We start from the raw sequence: 16,611 nt of genomic DNA on the forward strand, positions 1-16,611 counted from the left end.
ACCTAGCAGGCGAAATTTACAACGACGACGAGGGCGTAAAACTAACGCTTTGCGGCTCACACAAGCAGATAGAAGAGTTTGAAAAAGCTCTGCACGAGGAGCTACCAAGCCTCGCTCGCATCGACGAGATGCGAAAAACCGAGCTAGAGGGCGCGAAATTTGACGAGTTTAAGATAGTCGCCTCAAAATCAGCTAAAAAGCACGCGCCTATCTTGCCCGATTTTGCCCTTTGCGCAGACTGCGAGCGCGAGTTTTACGACCCTGCAGACCCGAGGTATCATTATCCTTTTATCAACTGCACCAACTGCGGCCCGAGGTTTTCTATTATCGAGTCGCTGCCTTACGACCGCGCAAACACGACGATGAACGCGTTTAAGATGTGCAAATTTTGCAGCGGCGAATACAAAAATCCGCTAAATCGCCGCTATCACGCACAGCCCGTTTCCTGCCCAAACTGCGGGCCTAGGCTTGCTTTAAAAGATAAATTCGGGCGAGTTTTAGCACGGGATAACGAAAGCGCAAAGCAGGCCGCGCGTCTCATAAACGAGGGTAAAATTTTAGCCGTAAAGGGGCTTGGCGGATTTCATCTGATGTGCCGTTTAAAGGAGGATACGGTAGGGCTGCTAAGAGAGCGCAAAAAGCGACCTAAAAAGCCATTTGCCGTGATGTGCAAAGACCTCGCGCGCGCTAAAAAATACGCTCAAATTTCGCCCGAGGAGCAGCGCCTTTTAAGCTCAAATTTAAAACCGATCGTCGTTTTACAAAGCTTGCCTGGCGTGCCGGTTCCGTCAAATTTAGCGCCAGGACTAAATAAAATCGGCATATTTTTGCCATACACGGGCGTTCATCTTTTGCTTTTTGAGTACTTAGATGGCGACGTGATCGCTACCTCGGCCAATGTCTCGGGCGAGCCCATCATATATGGCGAAAAAGACCTGCGAGAAAAGCTTGGCTGTGTGATAGATTTTTATCTGGATAACGACCGCGAGATACACTCGCCAAGCGACGATAGTATCGCATTCGTAGCAGACGGCGAGCCTGTTTTTATCCGCACGAGCCGCGGCGTGCATCCCAAATTTATCCGCACGAAATTTAAGAGCGAAAAGACCGTTTTAGCCGTCGGAGCGGAGCTAAAAAATCAGTTTGCGATCTTTAAGGACGGCGAGCTGATGATAAGCCCGTATATCGGCGACCTGAAAAACGTCGCGACCTATGAGCGGTTTTGCGCGCTAATCAAGTTTTTTAGCGAGATTTACGAGCTAAAATTTGATGAGATCGCGGCTGATTTGCATCCGCATTTTTTAAACTTGAAGTGGGCGCGCGAGTACTCCGCAAATTTCGGCTCCAAAATCACGCAAATCCAGCACCATCATGCGCATTTGCTTTCGGTGATTTTAGAAAACGATCTGGACGCAAAGCGCGAGTATCTGGGCTTTTGCTTTGACGGTACGGGATACGGCGCGGACGGGAGCGTCTGGGGCGGAGAGATCCTAAAAGTGCGCGGCAAAGAGTACGAGCGAGTTTGCAGATTTGACGAAATTTTACTGATCGGCGGCGAAGCTAGCGTGAAAAATATCTGGCAGATTGCTTATGCCGCAATTTTAAAATATGATTTAGAGAGCGAGGCGGAGGCGTTTTTGGCCAAATTTGAGCCAGCCAAGCGAAAAAATCTAAAAATCCTGCACGAAAAGCAAATAAACTGCGTCAAAACCAGCTCACTTGGACGCATATTTGACGCATTTGCGGCGGTGATCCTCGGGCTTGATAGCATCAGCTATGAGGGCGAGGCAGGGATGAGCCTAGAAGCGCTTTATGATGCAAATTTAGACGCTTGCTACGAGTTTGAAATCATGAACGACAAAATTTGCTTTAAAGAGGCCTTTAAAAGAGCTTTAAAAGACGATGCAAAAACGGCTGCAACGGGCTTTATAAAAGGGCTGGCAAAGCTCGTAGCGGACGTAGCTTGCGCGCAGCCTAACGACGTCTTGCTCGCAGGCGGAGTTTTTCAAAATAAGGCCCTGCTTGAAAATGTAATTTTAATTCTTAAGCAAAAAAGTAAGAAGTATTACATAAATAAGAACTTTTCGTCAAACGACTCTTCGGTAGCTATCGGTCAGATCGCGCTTACATTAATTTAAATTAAAGTTTTCTGATGTATAATAACTAATAATTTCTTTAAGGAGGCGATAGTGGAAAACATCATAAGATTTAGCGTCTCGTTGCCAAAGCAGTTATTAGACGAACTTGACAACAAAATAGGCGCTCAGGGCTATGCTTCGAGAAGCGAATTTACTCGCGATCTGATTAGGGAAAAAATAGTAAATGACAGCTGGAAAGACGCGGACGAGGATCTCATCGGCGTTTTGACGCTCATCTATTTGCACCACCAAAACGACCTCGTCGTGAAAATGATGGACATCGAGCACCAGGCAAATTTGCACATCGCCTGCACGACTCACGTCCATATAGATCACGACAACTGCCTGGAGACTCTCATACTGCGCGGTAAAGCGGGAGCTATCGAGAAATTTTCGGAAAAAATGGGCGGACTAAAAGGGGTTAAATTTTCAAAACTAACCAAAGCAGCCGTCCCGCGCTCATAATGCTTAAGATGTGGGCAAGCTTGATAAGCCATATCAAATTTGCCCGCAAAAGTCTCTCTTTTATCACGCATTTATCTCTTTAACGCTAAAATTATCAGGATTTATCACTATTTTTATTTCAAGGTTAAAATTTGAAACATATCTCTTTTAAAAATTTCGTCCAAAACGAGGCTAGTTCGGGTATCTTGCTCATCCTCGCCGCGATTTTTGCGATGATATTTCAAAACGGCTTTTTGAGCGAATTTTATAACTCATTTTTACGCATAAACATGGGCGTGGTTTTTGGCGAATTTAGCCTGCAAAAGCCGCTTATTTTATGGGTAAACGACGGGCTCATGGCGGTATTTTTCTTTCTTTTAGGGCTGGAGCTAAAGCGCGAGATAATCGAGGGCGAGATGCGAAATCCCGCTCAGATCGTGCTGCCTACCGTGGGTGCGGTCGGCGGCATAGTCATGCCAGCGCTCGTTTTTTACGCGTTTAACCACGCCGATGCTTTTGCGCTAAAAGGCTGGGCGATCCCGACTGCGACAGATACGGCGTTTGCGCTGGGGCTTATCATGATCCTTGGCAAAAGAGTGCCGGCGAGTCTTAAAATTTTCCTCGTGACGCTCTCTATCATCGACGACGTTTGCGCGATTTTAATAATGGCGATATTTTACAGCGGACATCTCTCAGCAGTATCGTTTATAGTTGCCGGAGCGGCTACTTTGGGGCTTTTAGCCTTAAATTTAGCCGGCGTAAATAAAAAAGCCTGCTACGTGATTTTGGGCATTATCCTTTGGGTGAGCGTGCTAAAATCAGGCGTGCATGCGACGCTAGCTGGCGTCGTGGCGGCATTTTTCATACCGCTTAAGGCAAAAGACGGCGAGGGCTCGATGCTAAAGCAGATCGAGCATGACTTGCACGGTTACGTCGCCTTTTTCGTGTTACCGGTGTTTGCCTTCGTAAACGCTGGCATCTCGCTAAAAGGTATCGGGCTGGAGCAGATTTTCCACCCCGTATCGCTGGGCGTCATATTGGGGCTGTTTGCAGGCAAGCAGCTTGGGGTGTTTGGATTTTGCTTTCTTGCGATCAAATTTAAGCTCGCAAAGCTACCCAAATACTGCAATCTGGCTCAGTTTTACGGCCTTTGTTTGCTTACTGGTATCGGCTTTACGATGAGTCTTTTTATAAATTCGCTCTCATATCACGACACCTACGAGTTTGCGTACGCCGATAAGCTTGCGGTACTTATCGCGTCGCTGATCTCGGGCGGGGCGGGTTATGCGGTGCTCTACTGGGTCGGGCGACACAGGATAATGAAATGCGTGGAGTAGAAAAATGATGATATTTTATAAAAATTTTCTCGCTGACGAGCTTGCGAAGTGGCGAGAGGACGGGCTAATAAGCGATGAGGCGGCGCGCAAGATAGCTGCTAGATACGATATAGATTTATCGGGCGCAAACGAGCGGCGAAGCTTTATATTAAAGCTCGTAGCGTATCTGTTTTTGGCGCTTTCGCTATTTACGCTTGTGGGCGCAAACTGGGAGGAGCTGCCGCGCGCAGTGAGGCTAATCATCGTGCTTGGCATACTCGCAGTGGTAAATTTTAGCGGAGTTTTGGCGCAGAAAAACGGCAAAGAGACGCAGGCTACGACGCTGTTTTTTCTAGGGAACTTTTGCTACGGCGCGGCGATCGTTTTAGTCGCGCAAATTTACCATCTAGGCGAGCATATGCCAAACGGCGTGCTGCTGTGGGCGGTCGGAGCTTTGGCACTTGGACTTGCTACGCGCAAGTCCATCATCACGCTTCAGGCTCTTATTTTGGGACTTGTTTGGTTTTTGATGGAGTTTGAGTTTAGCGGCGTTTCGCACGGATTTTTGCTGTTTATCGTAGCTTCGGCTGCGGTGCTTTGGCGCGACGATTCGCGACTACTTGCTGGCGCGCTTTTTGCGAGCGTGTTTGCTTATATCGTCTCTTTCGTGCTTTACGAGCGGTATTTTCTAGCTGATTTGCGCGTGGACGACGCGTTTTACGGCGTTCATTTTTTTGCTCTTAGCTACTGCTTGCTAGCCGTTTGCGCTTCGTTTTTGCTTGAGAGAGCGGGTAAATTTGAACTCGCGTTTTATCTCAAAACCGTCGGCATCGTCTGCGGCGCTGGCATCTTGTGTTTTGATATGTCGCTTTACGAGGACTTGCATTTTTCGTGTCCGTGGCCTTATGGCACGCAGAGTTATGAGAATGTTTTGAACGGCGTTACATTTTTAAAAAGCGTGTTTGGAGCGCTGTTTATGGCTTTTTGCGCGGCCTCTTTGGGACTTGCGTTTTACTTTAAAAAATACGCCGCCGCAACGGTCGGAGCGCTTTTGGTTGCGCTACCGTTTATCTTGGACGCGTTTGCGGGCTATGAGGAGGGCGTGTTTTCGCTCATCGGCGTTTGCGTCGCGGTCGCTCTTATCAAGCAAAATAATATGAAATTTGGCGTCGCGCTTATCTTTTGGGTGGCGTTCGTGCGCTACGTCGATCTAGTCGGCGATTACGTCAGCGCCAGCGCGCTATTTTTGGTATTTGCGCTCGTAGTGCTCGGGGTCTCTAAGATATCTAAAAAAAGGAGCGCGAGATGAAACTAAAGCTGATTTTTGCCGCCGCTGTATTTCAAATTTTAGCCGTGATAGCGATGCTTGCGTATGCGTACGCGCCGATATATTTTGGCAAAGAGATCTTGCTACGAACTACGGTTTACGATCCGCGCGATATGTTTCGCGGCGATTACGTGCGCCTTAGCTACGGGTTTGCGAGCGTTTACGAGCTGGACAAAAGAGACTCAAATTTGAGCAAAAGGCAGCAGCTGCACGGCACAAAAATTTACGCTATCTTAAAGCAGGACAAAGATGGCAAGTATAAATTTGATAGATATAGCTTCGAGCGGCCTAGCGGCGGTACGTTTTTAGCTGGAAGGGTTGATTATAATACCGCAAATTTTGGCATCGAGGCCTTTTTTATGCCGCCTAAAAAGGCGCAGCAGATGGAGCGAGATATGATGGAGTTTAACGCCACCGCCGTAATCAGCGTGATGGATAACGGCAAAGCTTGCATCAAAGATATCGTGCTAGAAAAACCAAACGTTGGCAAGTCTCGCGGACATTAAATTTATCGGCAAAGAGGGCTAAATTTGACTAGACTTATCCGAAGTCAAATTTAGCCTGAGCCGTCAAATTTGACGCGGCTTAAATTTGAGTCAAATTTGACCGATCTCGCCTCCGCCGCAAAAATCTCAAAATATAAATAAAACGCAACGAAATAATATCCGCAAGGTATGAAACTAAAGCAATTTTTTAACATCTAAGAGTATAATAACCCCAAAAATCGCTAAGGAGAAACAAAATGTGTAAAGATTGCGGATGCTCGCTGGGCGGACACGACCACACCCATACTCACGCGGACGGCACGACTCACTCACATTCTCACGATCACGGCGCCGAGCACGGACACGGCGCGGCTCACGAGCATAGTCACGGCCACGCGCACCCTGCGCTAAACGACAGTAAAACCGTCGAAGTGATAACGAAAATTTTATCCCAAAACGACGAAGAGGCCGCGCACAATCGCGCTCATTTGGACGAGCACGGGATTTTATGCGTAAATCTCATGAGCAGCCCCGGCAGCGGAAAAACCACGCTTCTTGAAGCCACGATAAAAAGCGGTAAATTTAAAATCGGCGTCGTCGAAGGCGATCTAGAAACCAACCAAGACGCCGACCGCATCATAAAAGCAGGCGGCAAAGCCCATCAGATCACGACCGGGCAGGCATGTCATCTCGATGCCTTTATGGTGCACGAGGGGCTTCATCATCTGCCGCTAGAGGGCCTTGATATAGTTTTCGTTGAAAACGTCGGCAACCTCGTTTGCCCGGCTAGCTACGACGTGGGCTCGCACTTTAACGTAGTGCTGCTATCGGTGCCGGAGGGCGACGATAAGGTAGCCAAATACCCGGTAATGTTTCGCGCCGCCGATCTCATCGTGATAACCAAAACTTCGCTGTTGCCGCATTTTGAATTTGACGTTAAAAAAGTCGTCAAAGAGGCTCGCAAGCTAAATCCGAAGGTCGATGTTATCGAGCTAGATGCAAAAACCGGCGAAGGTATGGAGAAGTGGCTAAATTTCTTAAAATTTAAAAAAGAGCTTAGATAATGTGCCTCTCAATCCCGTCAAAAGTAATCGCGATCGACGAAGATAATGTCGCTACCGTAGAGACGCTAGGCGTGAGTCGCCGCGTGAGCCTAGATCTCATCGCCGAGCCCGTGGCCGTGGGCGAATACGTACTCATCCACGTCGGCTACGCGATGGAAAAAATCGATACGAAATTTGCGCTAGAGAGTATCGAAATCTACCGCCAAATCGCCAAAGATATGGAGAGCGGCCAGATCGGCGCGGACGAAGGCGACGCCGGGTTAGGCGCTATGCAAGCGGCGGCAAACGAACCAAACGCAAAGGAAAAAGCGTGAATCTAATCAATGATTTTCGCGATAAAGAGCTTATTTTAGCGCTTTCCAAACTCATCAAAAAAGAGAGCGTAAAGCCGCTAAATATCATGGAAATTTGCGGCGGACACACGCACTCGATCATGAAATTTGGCCTGCCGCAGCTAGTTGGCGAACATATAAATTTCGTCCACGGCCCGGGCTGTCCCGTCTGCGTGATGCCAAGGAGCCGCATCGACGAGGCTATCAAGCTAGCCCAGATGCCAGGCGTGATCCTCTGCACTCTAGCCGATATGCTCAGAGTCCCAGGCTCCTCGACCAGCCTGCAAAAGCTGCGCGGCGAAGGTTGTGACATCAGAGCGCTATATAGCCCGCTAGACTGTATCAAAATCGCGCGCGAAAATCCCGAAAAGAGCGTGATATTTTTTGCGATCGGGTTTGAGACGACGACGCCTATGAGCGCAAATTTGGTCCAAAAAACGCTGGAGCTCGGGATAAAAAATCTATTTTTCCATATAAATCACGTTACGGTCCCCGCACCCGTGCGAGCGATCCTAAACGACGAAGACGTCAAGATCGACGCATTTTTGGGCCCTAGCCACGTGAGCGTGATCACGGGATATGGCATCTACGAGAGCATCGCGGCCGAGTATAAAAAGCCTATCGCGGTTAGCGGATTTGAGCCGCTTGATCTGATGGACGGCATCCTAAACCTCGTCCGCCAGCAAAACGCGGGCACGCACGAGGTCTATAACGAATACGCAAGAGTCGTCACGCGCGAGGGCAATCAAAAAGCAAAGGCGCTCATAGAGGAGTTTCTCGAGCCGTGCGATTTCTCGTGGCGCGGTCTTGGCGTGATCGCGCAAAGCGGTATGAAGCTGCGCTCCGAGTATGTGAAGCTTGACGCGAGAGTCAAATTTGACTGCAGCGTGCAAAGCAAAGGCGAGAGCAAGGCCTGTATCTGTCCTGAAATTTTACGCGGGCGAGCAAAGCCGTTTGACTGCAAAATTTTCGCCAAAGCCTGTACGCCAAAAACCCCCGTGGGCTCGTGCATGGTCTCTAGCGAGGGCGCATGCGCGGCATACTACAAATACGGCGACATCAAAAGCGCGGGCTAAGAGGAGGCAAATTTGAGCAAGATAATGCTAAGCCACGGCGGCGGCGGCGAGGAGATGAACTCGCTTATAAACGAGACGATTTTTAGGATATTTGATAATGAAATTTTGCGCGAGAGCAACGATAGCGCGATACTAAATTTCAGCGATCTTTGTGCGGACGGGAGTGCTAAATGCTCGGCAAATTTGACGCCTAAATTTAACGGCAAACTAGCCTTTAGCACCGATAGTTTCGTGGTTACGCCGATATTTTTTAACGGCGGCGACATCGGCAAGATCGCCGCATGCGGCACCATAAACGACCTAGCCATGGTGGGTGCTGAGGCAAAGTACCTAAGCTGCGCGCTAATAGTCGAGGAGGGGCTTGAGCTTGCCGAGCTAGAGCGCGTGCTGGGCTCGCTAGCCGCCGTCGCTCGCGAAAACGGCGTGCGGATCGTCTGCGGCGATACTAAGGTCGTACCGCGCGGCAAATGCGATAAAATTTTTATCAACACGAGCGGTATCGGCGAGATCGTCTGCGAGGGCGTGGAGCTAAAAAGCCTGCGCGCCGGCGCCAAAATCCTGATCTCTGGCGACGTGGGTAGGCACGGCGCGGTGGTACTGGCTAGCCGCGAGGAGCTTGATCTGCAAAGCGAGCTAAAAAGCGACTGCAAGGCGCTAGTGGGCGCGGTAAAGGCGCTGATTACTGGCGGCGTAAAGCCTCTTTGTATGCGCGACGCGACGCGCGGCGGTCTCTCGGCGGTGTTAAACGAATGGGCAAAATTTAGCGGCCTAGACATCCTTGTACGCGAGGAGGATATCAAGGTTAGCGACGAAGTGACGGGTGTTTGCGAGCTGTTTGGTTTTGAGCCGTATGAGCTAGCCAACGAGGGTACCTTCGTACTGGCCGTAGATGAAAAAGACGAGGCGCGCTCGCTTGAGATTTTACGCAAATTTGACGCTAACGCAGCCTCGATCGGCGAGATATTAGGCGCCGCAAACGGCCGCGTCATCTTGCAAAACGCATACGGCTCGAAGCGCTTTTTAGAAGCGCCAAAGGGCGAGCTTTTGCCCAGGATATGCTAGGCGCGGCGATGGCTAGATCAAATTTAGATGCGCTAGATTTTCGGGTTTGCGCGGCACGAGAGCTGTCTCGCAAAAATTATCAAATTTACGCCCTAGACGCGTGTGTAAAAATAAAATCCGCTACGTCCGCAATCAAGGAAATCTGATGCATGAACTAAGTATAGTCCAAAGCCTAGTCGCGCTTTGCGAGAAAAACGCCGCCGCAAACGGCGCAAAAGAGGTCGTACGCCTTGAGGTGCGTATCGGGCGGCTAAGCGGCGTCGAGCCTCACTATCTAGAAAGTGCATTTGAAGTCTATAAAACCGGCACGATCTGCGAAAATGCCGAGCTGGCAATTATCGTGCAAAACGTCGCCGTGGAGTGCAAAAGCTGCGGTTTTAGCGGCGAGCTAAGCGAAAACGACTTCACCTGTCCGGCCTGCGGTTCGCAGGAGCTTGAGGTCACGGGCGGCGAGGATATGCACCTCATGCGCCTTGAGATGCGGTAATTTTGCCACAAATTTTAGCTCAAATTTGATGTTTAAATTTGAGCTAATTTTTAAAATTTACTTCCAAAAACGCGGCAAATTTGACGCATTTTCCACTCTTTAAAATACGGCAAAATAAATTTAAAAAGAAACTAGATGCCTAAATATTCATTTGAAACTATAGAGCAAATGCTGCTAAAATGCGTCCTTGAGGGCGGCGAGCCGGAGCTTAGCTTTCGACTGCGCGGCGCAGAGTACATGATCATCGCCTATGTGGATCGCTGTTCGTTTCAAAGATGCGCGGACGAATCCGGCGCAAACTCGAGCGGCGAGCGGTATTTCGCCACGCTGCAAGAACTCTACGCCGCGCCGCAGATAGACGGATGCTCGCTAGAGGAGCTTTGGAGCGAGGCCGATAAGTTTTACTGCTTTGATTTTGAACTGTGAGATTTTATCCGGCGGCGTAGGCAAAATGCGCGGATAAATTTGAACTAAATAAATTTGAAAGGAAATAAGTGGCTTCTGCTTGGAATTACAGCGCGAAAGAGTGCAGCGCGGACGGTAAATTTAGCGCGGAATTTGAAGGTCATGAGATAGCCATGGGCGCGCCGAGTTTGGGCGAACTACGGCTTTACGCGAGAGCTGAGGCACAAGGTTTAAATTTGAAGCGCGAAGAAAGCGAGAGCGAAAACGTAAAATTTAGCCAAAGCGGCGAGATTGATCAAATTTTACTTAGCGAGCAGGCTACGGCGTGTTTTACGTTTTCGGACGATTCGCGGTTTTTGGCATTTGCCGAGTGGACGGCCGATAAAATGCAGCTCGTAAAGGTGCTGCGGCTAGCGGATATGAGCCTAAAAACCGTTGACGGACTCCAAAGAGTTGTGGAGTTTTTATCTTTTAGGGACGGTTTGCTGGAGATTTTGGACTCGCCGATTTTTATGCCTGAAAGCTTTTGGGTGGACGTTCGCGAGCTTTTTGACGATGAGATCAAAAGCTAAATTTGACGCCGTAAAACGTCCGAGCCGCTAGCGATAAAATTTAACGATAAACCGCAATCTAGGCAAGATAGCGCCGAGCGCTAAAACTAGCCGTAAATTTGTAAAAAGCATACAAAAATCTACAGTCGGCGCGCTAATTTTATAGTGGCCGTTTTTTGCCTTGAGCGCGTTTGGCGCGTCTGCGTACTGTATCTACACCTGGTTTATCTTGCTAGCTTTGGCGCCGTTTTTATCAAATTTGACGCGGGCGCGATTTTTTTTATTTTGCGGTGCGTGATTAGGTATGGCGCTCATGCTTGCCGTTCAAAAATAGCAAAGAGCGCAAATTTGATTAAATTTGTCGGGAGTACGCGAGTGCCGCTTATGCAGATGAACGGCGCAGAGTATCAAATTTGGCTTCAAATTTAACCCGCAAACTAGCGGCGCAGACGCCTGAAATCTCGTCAAATTTACTCAAATATCAAAAACGGCGCTTCAAGTACGTTTCTGATTATTTTAAACGGCGAGAGTAGCGCGTCTTGCAGGATTTGCGTCGAGTACTGCGGCTTTTGCAGCGTTCCGCGCACCTTGATGACTGTCGAGAGCGTGCGGTCTTTGCCCAGCACGATCTGATTTATGAGCGGGATTTTGTCGATGATGGAGCTAGCGTCCTTTAGCAGCTTTAGCTCCAGATCCACGTCGATCTCTTTGGTCGCGAGATTTATCGTACCGTGTCCTCCGATATCGGCGCTCGAGCTCTCTAGCTCGATGGCTAGGAATTTTAATACATCGCCCTTTTTCTCAAATAAAATTTTGCCAAATTTCACGGGATACCCGTCCGCGCCGAAATCCGGCGTCTTAAACACGAGCAGGGACGGCACGGAGTTTAAAAACGTCAGAAGCTGGTTGTAAAACGTATAGTCTTTTAGCGTGGCGCCGATCAGCCTTACTTCGCCTTTGAATTCATCGGTGCTAGCGCCTAAAACGCGCATTTTAAAGCTGCCGCTCTCAAAGCTTTTGATGTTAAAGATCGAGTTGATAAACTCGCCTCTGATATCGTTTGCCCACATTTCAAATTTTTTGTTCGATTTTACGAGCGAAAAGTTGCCGCGAGCGGGTTTGGCATCAAATCTCACCGTCCCGCCCGCACTCTGACCGCTGTAGGCTAGCAGGTCTAGAGTTGCGTTGAAATCATTTAAAATCAGCTTCGAACCCTTGGCCTCAAACTCGATGTCGCCGTCCTTTTCGCTCAAATTTTCTCCACCGCTAAGCGCCAGATCAAGCTCCTTTATAAAAAGCTCCGTTTTGCCGCCCGAGATTTTGAAATTTAACCCGCCGCTTTTGCTCTTGCCCGTTGCGCCCTTTGCGTTTACGTCGATGGTAAAGCTATCGGCGTCGTACGGCGAGCCGTCTTTTTTGAGTAGCGGCGTTTCAAATTTGACGCCGTTAGCCTCGATGCTAAGATTTTCAAAATCCTTGGTTTTTATATTTACGCCGCCTTCAGAGATTTGTAGGCTTTTTAGCAGCGGCGAGTAGGGCAGCAGATCGCGCGCGTCGGGTAAATTTATCTCGTTTTGCGCGCCGAATCTTAAACCTACGGCGGCGGGCGAAGCGATATCTAGCTTCGTATCCTTGCCGCTAAAATCAAGCTTAGCCGCAAACGGCGTCGCGCCCAGTTTTAAAATTTCGCTCTTACCAAATGCCAAATTTAGCCCTTTTAGCGTGCCGTTTATGTCGCCTGCGAGCTTTCCAAGATCGAGATTTACCGCCGCGTCCGCGCTAAAAAAATCCATCCCCGTGTTTTTTGCATTTACCTTTAGCTTGTCGTTTAAAAGCTCGACGTCTGCGGTATCTATGTTAAATTTAGCACCCGCGATCAGAGTTTGCCCGCCGGTGATCTTAAATTTGCCCTTAGGCGTCACTTCTAGAGGATCAAATTTGATATCAAGCGCAAGTTTGGCGTCTGTTTTGCCGCTTAGCTGCTCGACGGGAACTTCGATATCGTAGGCTTTTAGTATGGAGTTTACGCTTTTGTCGTAGATGGCCGAGGTTTGCAAATTTAGCGTGAGTCCCGCGCCTTTTTCCTCGAAAATTTTATAGATTTCAAGACTGCTTCCATTTAAATTTTTGCCTTGCCATTTTGGATTTTTTAGCGTGAAAAATAGCGAGCCTTTCTTTAGCTCAACATCGACTCCCTCGGCTGTGGCGGCGGGTAGTTTTTCATGAAATTTAACCTTTACGTTTTTAGAAAATCCCTGCGCGCTAAGCTCGTTCAGATATGGTTCTTGCTTGTCTAAGTCAAATCTACCCCGAAGCGATTTTACGAAGTAGTTATCCGCCGTAATGTAGCCGTAGATCCAGCTTTTTATCTCTTTATCTAGCCCCGTTTTTGCGCCCAGCTCGTCCATAAAGCCTCTTAGGCTCGTCGCGTTTATGTCGCTTAGTTCGTATGTTAGCTCGCTTTTTTTGAGATTTACGGTAGCATTTCCGTTTAGCTCGTGGCTAGAAAACGTGCCGTTAAAATCGTAAATTTGACGCCTCAAATCGGCATTGCTAACGCCGCTTAAAGTGATGTTAAAGTCCTTAAACTCGAGTAGATAGATATTTGCAGTTATACCATCCTCGGTATCTTTGAAATTTGAGCTAACCGCCAAAAACGGGCTATCTAGATAAAAAACGTCGTCTCTGTAAAATAGCGTGGACTCGCTGTTTAAAAATTTGACGCGTTCGAGTAAGATTTCGTCAAACAGTCTATCGATCCAGACGATGTTTTTGGAGAGGTCAAGTAGCGTTTCCTCGGAGCTATCCTTGGCGCTTTGTTTAGGTATCTCTATATTTTTCGCGCGTAAAATTATTTTTTTATCGAGTTTTATATATAATTGCTCTATTTTAAAGTCGCCCGCGTCGATATTTTCTATCATGGCGCCGTGTTTTAGGACGGCTATAAAAATGACGAATATCAAAACCGCGGGGATCAAAATGCGCCAAATTTTCTTCATTATCAGCGAGATGATTTTCATATTTTTTCTGAGCTTTCTTGTTTATCTTAGCCGCCCGGTGAGCGTGAGCGAGGTCATTTTCGTGCCTCAGGGCAGTACGCTCGCGATTATATCATATCTAAGCGAAAAAAATACGGACGCAAATAAATTAGACGCCGTGATCTTGCGCGCTATGGGGCACGTGCAAGCAGGCTGGATAGACCTGGGCGCGGCAAAGCTTAGCAAGCTTGATTTTTTATACAAGCTCACGACCGCAAAAGCGGCCCTAACGCAAATAACGTTGATTCCGGGCGAAACGACGGCCGTATTTTTACAAGAGGTCGCAAAAAAGCTAAATTTGAGCGAGGCGAAGTTAAATGAATTTTACGCCAAATTTGCCCCGCTAGAGGACGGCTTTTTGGTGCCTGAAACCTACAAGGTGCCCCTTGGCGTAAACGAAGAGCAGCTAGCCGCGCATCTGGTAAATTTATCTAAAAAATCCCACGAAAAAACGGCTACCGAGCTACTTGGAAACTACGACGAAAAGCGCTGGAGCGAGTATCTCGTGACGGCCTCGGTTGTGCAAAAAGAGGCGGCAAATGAGGATGAGATGCCGCTTGTGGCCTCCGTCATCCAAAACCGCCTAAAAAAGGGCATGAAGCTGCAAATGGACGGCACGCTAAACTACGGGCTGCATTCGCACGAGACGGTCACGGCCGAGCGCATACGAAGCGATAAGAGCAAATTTAACACCTATCTAAACGAAGGCCTGCCGCCAAGTCCCGTCTGCACCGTTGGGATAGCTGCGATCAGGGCGGCGATAAGGCCCGCGCAGAGCGAGTTTTTGTACTTCGTTCGCGATAAAAAGACGGGCAAGCATAAATTTAGCGTAACCTACGAGGAGCATGTGGGCGCGATAAATTCCCAAAAATAGCCTATCAAAAGGCATTTTAATATAAATTTGGATAAGATTTTGCGAAATTTAATTAGGAGAAAAGATGAGCGACATCGTCTACACTAGAACCGACGAATCACCGCTACTTGCGAGCTACTCGCTGTTTCCGATCCTGCAGGCGTTTTTGCGCGCAGGCGGCATAGAGATAGCCCAGGCCGACATAGGGCTGGCTGCGCGTATCATCGCTGCTTTTAACGACAAGCTGCCGCCTGATCTGCGCGTAAGCGACGATCTGGAGATGCTGCGAAATTTGACGCAAGAAAAGCGCGCGAATATCATCAAGCTGCCAAATATCTCGGCAAGCTTGCCTCAGCTAAACGCCGCTATCACGGAGCTTCGCGCCAAAGGCTACGATCTACCGCCATGCCCGTCCGAGCCAAAAACGCCGGAGGAAAAAGATGCGGCCGCTAGATACGCAAAGGTGCTAGGAAGCGCGGTAAATCCGGTGCTGCGCGAGGGCAACTCGGACCGCAGATGCGTCGGTGCGGTAAAACGCTACGCCCGCGAAAATCCGTACAAAATCACTCCTTTTGAAAAAGATAGCAAAACCGAAGTCGCCTATATGAAGGGCGGAGATTTTTACTCCTCCGAGCGTTCAGTTAGCTTTGAAACGGATGAAAATTTATGCGTCGAGTTTATCTCAAAAAGCTGCGAAAAACGCGTGCTAAAAGAAAATTTAGCGGTAGAAAAAGGCGACATAATCGACGCTAGCTTTATGAGCGCGAGCAAGCTGGACGCCTTTATAAAAGAGCAAATAGCGGACGCGAAAGCAAAAAATTTGCTCTTTAGCGTGCATCTAAAAGCCTCGATGATGAAGGTGAGCGATCCCGTGATTTTCGGGCATTTCGTAAAGAATTTTTTCGCGGAGGTTTTTGAGGAGTTTGCGGATGAGCTAAAAAGCGTAAACGTCAGCGAAAACAACGGACTAAAAGACCTTTTTGCGAGGATTTTAAATTTGCCGCAAGCTACGCAGGAAAAAATCAAGGCCAAATTTGAGGAAATTTACGCAAATAGGCCAAATTTAGCGATGGTAAACTCGGCTGCAGGCGTTACAAATTTACACGTGCCTAGCGACGTCATCATCGACGCCTCGATGCCCGCGATGATAAAAAACGGCGGCAAAATGTGGGATAAAGATGGTGCGCTACGCGAAACAAAAGCCGTGATACCGGATAAAACCTACGCCGTCGTTTACGAGGCCGCGATCGCGGATATCAAGGCAAACGGCGCGCTAGATCCCGCTAAAATCGGTAGCGTCTCAAACGTAGGTCTAATGGCCAAAAAGGCCGAGGAGTACGGTAGTCACGATAAAACATTCGTGATGAGCGAAGCGGGCGAGGCGCGCGTACTAAATGCAAAAGACGAAGTTTTATTTAAATTTGAGTTAGAAAAAGGCGATATATTTAGGATGACGCAGGTCAAAGACGTCGCCGTGCGAAACTGGGTCGAGCTAGCGCTAAAACGCGCGAAAATCACGGGGCAAAAAGCGATATTTTGGCTGGACGAAAACAGGGCTCACGACCGAGAAATCCTAAAAAAGGTAAGAGCGCAGCTAGCTAGCACGGACATGAGCGGGCTTGATATAGAGATTCTCTCTCCCGCGGCCGCTTGCAAAAAATCGCTTGAGATCATGAGACGCGGCAAGTACTGCATCAGCGTCACGGGCAACGTCTTGCGCGACTATCTGACCGATCTTTTTCCGATCTTAGAGCTTGAAACTAGCGCCAAGATGCTCTCGGTCGTGCCGCTGCTAGAGGGCGGAAGTATTTTTGAGACGGGGGCGGGAGGTAGCGCACCAAGGCTCGCCGAACAGCTACTGGAGCAAAATCACCTAAGCTGGGATAGCTTGGGCGAGTTTTTGGCTATGGGAGCTAGTCTGGAGCAGTTAGCAGGCTTTAAACAAAGTCCTGAGGCGCAAATTTTAGCAGATACGCTAAATGCAGCCGTAGAGCGCTATCTAAAAGAAAATAAAGTCCCGCGGTTTGAAGTCG

At 48.6% G+C, this 16,611-nt stretch carries 16 protein-coding genes; 15 read left to right on the forward strand and 1 reads right to left on the reverse strand.

Features of this window, described 5'->3' with window-relative positions:
- From hypF to Q0546_RS01105, 13 genes are all read left to right on the forward strand, one after another.
- Positions 1-2,138: carbamoyltransferase HypF (gene hypF / locus Q0546_RS01045; RefSeq protein WP_298789706.1), on the forward strand; the 2,138-nt coding region annotated here is incomplete at its 5' end.
- Between the two features lie 51 nt (positions 2,139-2,189).
- Positions 2,190-2,603 (forward strand): nickel-responsive transcriptional regulator NikR, encoded by a 414-nt coding sequence (gene nikR / locus Q0546_RS01050; RefSeq protein WP_002953714.1) that lies wholly within the window; start codon positions 2,190-2,192, stop codon positions 2,601-2,603.
- A 131-nt stretch (positions 2,604-2,734) separates the two neighbouring features.
- Positions 2,735-3,919, forward strand: a complete 1,185-nt coding sequence (nhaA, locus tag Q0546_RS01055; RefSeq protein WP_298055634.1) for a Na+/H+ antiporter NhaA — start codon at positions 2,735-2,737, stop codon at positions 3,917-3,919.
- 4 nt (positions 3,920-3,923) lie between these two features.
- Positions 3,924-5,207 (forward strand): DUF2157 domain-containing protein, encoded by a 1,284-nt coding sequence (locus tag Q0546_RS01060; RefSeq protein WP_298789756.1) that lies wholly within the window; start codon positions 3,924-3,926, stop codon positions 5,205-5,207.
- Positions 5,204-5,731 (forward strand): GDYXXLXY domain-containing protein, encoded by a 528-nt coding sequence (locus Q0546_RS01065; protein WP_298789758.1) that lies wholly within the window; start codon positions 5,204-5,206, stop codon positions 5,729-5,731. Before Q0546_RS01060 ends, Q0546_RS01065 begins: the two co-directional genes overlap by 4 nt.
- A 236-nt stretch (positions 5,732-5,967) precedes the next feature.
- Positions 5,968-6,774 (forward strand): hydrogenase nickel incorporation protein HypB, encoded by an 807-nt coding sequence (gene hypB / locus Q0546_RS01070; protein ID WP_298789760.1) that lies wholly within the window; start codon positions 5,968-5,970, stop codon positions 6,772-6,774.
- Complete coding sequence (locus Q0546_RS01075; RefSeq protein ID WP_298789762.1) at positions 6,774-7,088, forward strand: HypC/HybG/HupF family hydrogenase formation chaperone; 315 nt, start codon at positions 6,774-6,776, stop codon at positions 7,086-7,088. Before hypB ends, Q0546_RS01075 begins: the two co-directional genes overlap by 1 nt.
- The gene (gene hypD / locus Q0546_RS01080; protein ID WP_298789764.1) at positions 7,085-8,182 is read left to right on the forward strand and encodes a hydrogenase formation protein HypD; all 1,098 of its coding nucleotides are present in this window, start codon (positions 7,085-7,087) and stop codon (positions 8,180-8,182) included. The genes Q0546_RS01075 and hypD overlap by 4 nt, the downstream gene beginning before the upstream one ends.
- 12 nt (positions 8,183-8,194) lie before the next feature.
- Positions 8,195-9,244, forward strand: coding sequence for a hydrogenase expression/formation protein HypE (hypE, locus tag Q0546_RS01085; protein ID WP_298789766.1), 1,050 nt, complete (start codon positions 8,195-8,197; stop codon positions 9,242-9,244).
- A 145-nt stretch (positions 9,245-9,389) separates the two neighbouring features.
- Entirely contained in the window at positions 9,390-9,731 is a 342-nt protein-coding gene (hypA, locus tag Q0546_RS01090) for a hydrogenase maturation nickel metallochaperone HypA (protein WP_298789768.1), read from the forward strand.
- A 135-nt stretch (positions 9,732-9,866) separates the two neighbouring features.
- On the forward strand, positions 9,867-10,157 hold the full coding sequence (locus Q0546_RS01095) for a hypothetical protein (RefSeq protein WP_298789770.1): 291 nt from the start codon (positions 9,867-9,869) through the stop codon (positions 10,155-10,157).
- A 68-nt stretch (positions 10,158-10,225) separates the two neighbouring features.
- Entirely contained in the window at positions 10,226-10,708 is a 483-nt protein-coding gene (locus Q0546_RS01100; protein WP_298789772.1) for a flagellar protein, read from the forward strand.
- 144 nt (positions 10,709-10,852) lie between these two features.
- Positions 10,853-11,116: a hypothetical protein gene (locus Q0546_RS01105; protein WP_298789774.1), complete on the forward strand. Its 264-nt coding sequence runs from the start codon at positions 10,853-10,855 to the stop codon at positions 11,114-11,116.
- 41 nt (positions 11,117-11,157) lie between these two features.
- Here the strand turns inward: Q0546_RS01105 and Q0546_RS01110 are convergent, their stop codons facing one another.
- A complete protein-coding gene (locus tag Q0546_RS01110) occupies positions 11,158-13,707 on the reverse strand; it encodes an AsmA-like C-terminal domain-containing protein (RefSeq protein WP_298789776.1) in 2,550 nt (849 codons plus the stop codon).
- Here Q0546_RS01110 and mltG point away from each other — a divergent pair.
- The gene (mltG, locus tag Q0546_RS01115; protein ID WP_298789779.1) at positions 13,637-14,599 is read left to right on the forward strand and encodes an endolytic transglycosylase MltG; all 963 of its coding nucleotides are present in this window, start codon (positions 13,637-13,639) and stop codon (positions 14,597-14,599) included. The genes Q0546_RS01110 and mltG overlap by 71 nt on opposite strands.
- Before the next feature lie 64 nt (positions 14,600-14,663).
- A partial coding sequence (locus Q0546_RS01120) for an NADP-dependent isocitrate dehydrogenase (protein ID WP_298789781.1) occupies positions 14,664-16,611 on the forward strand: 1,948 nt, incomplete at its 3' end.

It is taken from the genome of uncultured Campylobacter sp. (assembly GCF_937997465.1).
GTDB lineage: Bacteria > Campylobacterota > Campylobacteria > Campylobacterales > Campylobacteraceae > Campylobacter_A.